Genomic DNA, 1,732 nt, shown 5'->3' with positions numbered 1-1,732 from the left:
TGCGCGTGGGGTGGGGGGTCCGGGGGGGGGGCGGGGGGCCCCGCCCCCCCCGGCCCCTCCCGTGTCCGGCACCGCCTGTCCGGTACGGTCCGCCCGGCCCCGCCCGGCGGTCACTCCTCGGCGAGCAGCCCGCGCAGCCGGGTGGTGCGCGGCGCGCCCGGGCGCTCGGCCACCGCCTGCCCCAGTGCGGGGCCGGCCGCGTGCACCACGGACAGGTGGCGCTCGGCCCGCCCGAAGGCGGTGTACACCCACTGGCGGGTCAGCCCGGCGGCCGCGTCCTCCGGCAGCACCACCACCGCGCCCGGCCAGCGCCGGCCCAGCGCCTGGTGGACCGTCAGCGCCCAGCCGTGCCGCAGCCGGTCCAGCCCGTCGGGCGGCAGCAGCAGCTCGGTCCCGTCGGCCAGCGCCACCCGCAGCCCGGCCGGCTCACCGCCCCGCACCGTCCCGGGGTGGCTCACCCCGGGCAGCGGGGAGTGGACCACCCGGTCGCCCGGGTCGAAGCCGCCGAACCGGCCCGGGCCGGGGTTGAGCTTCGCCTTGGCAGCCGCGTTCAGCGCCCGGGTGCCGGCCGCGCCGCCGTGGCCGGGGGTGAGCAGCACGGTCTGCTCGACCGGGATGCCCAGCGCGCGCGGGATGGAGTCGGTGAGCAGCTGCACGGCCCGGTGCACGGCCTCCCCGGCGTCCCGGGCGGTGAGGATCACCACCTCCTTGTCCGGCGCCTCGACGGCGTTCAGCTCGCCGATGCCGATGCCGGAGACCAGCTCGCCGATCGGGCCGAGGTCGGGGGTGCGGGAGGCGACGACCGGGCAGGCCTTGGCGGCCAGCAGGTCGGCGAAGAGCCGCCCGGGCCCGCTGGACCAGAGCTGGGCCGGGTCGCCGCTGAGCACCAGCCGGGTGCTGTCGGCCAGCGCCTCCACCAGCGTGGCGGCCCGCTCCAGGTCCAGCAGCGGGGCGTCCTGGACGACCAGCAGGTCCAGCTCCAGGGTGCCGTCCTCGGCCCGGTCGACGCCGCCGGGCCCGAGCAGCGCCTCCAGCGTGACCGAGTCCGGATCGGCCAGGGCCGCCCGACCGTGCTCGGTCCAGGCGGCGGCGCGCACCCGCAGGCCGAGCCCGCGCGCGGCGGTCAGCAGCTCGGCCAGTTCGGCCCGGGCGGCCGCGTCGCCGGTGTGCAGCACCAGGCCGGAGCCGGCCACCGCGCGGATCAGCGCGGCGCCGGAGGCGGAGGCCCCGGCGGCGGCCTGGTCCCAGGACTCGTCCAGCCGCGGCTCGAAGGTGGAGATCAGCCGGACCAGGCCCTCGGCCGCGGCGTCCTCGGCCATCGCCAGCCGCTCCAGGGCGAGCAGCAGTCGGGTCGGCGGTTCCTCGTCCTCGGCCGCCGGGCGGTGGCCGGGTTCGAGCTCCTGGAACGGCAGCAGCCGGCCCTCGGCCACCGCCTCCTGCAGCGCCTGCTCCGGCTCGGGCACCCCGAGCTTGGCCAGCCCCTCGCCCAACTCGACGGCCGGCTGGGCGGAGTGGCCGCGCAGCGCCGCCTGCTCCAGCAGCCAGACCGCCAGCGCCTGCCCGCGCCGCGGGTCGCCGGGGCCGGCGGCCGGGCCGAGCAGCGTGCGGGCGAAGCCGTCGGCCTGGTCCGGGCGGACCCCGGGCAGCGCCAGCAGGGCCCACGGGTCGGTGCGCAGCGTCTCGGCGGCCGCCTCGCCGAAGGCCCCGGCCGCGGCGGCGGCCAGGCCCGGGA

General features: G+C 80.1%; 1 protein-coding gene. It reads right to left on the bottom strand.

Going from position 1 to position 1,732, the window contains the following annotated elements:
• Positions 1-110: 110 nt before the first annotated feature.
• The coding region (locus ACFW1A_RS40375) for an ATP-binding domain-containing protein (protein WP_380418701.1) at positions 111-1,732 on the bottom strand (1,622 nt) is incomplete at its 5' end.

This window comes from Kitasatospora sp. NPDC058965, assembly GCF_042741245.1.
GTDB lineage: Bacteria > Actinomycetota > Actinomycetes > Streptomycetales > Streptomycetaceae > Kitasatospora.
Note: the sequence above shows the minus strand (reverse complement) of the source record. Positions and strands in the feature narration are given on the sequence as shown.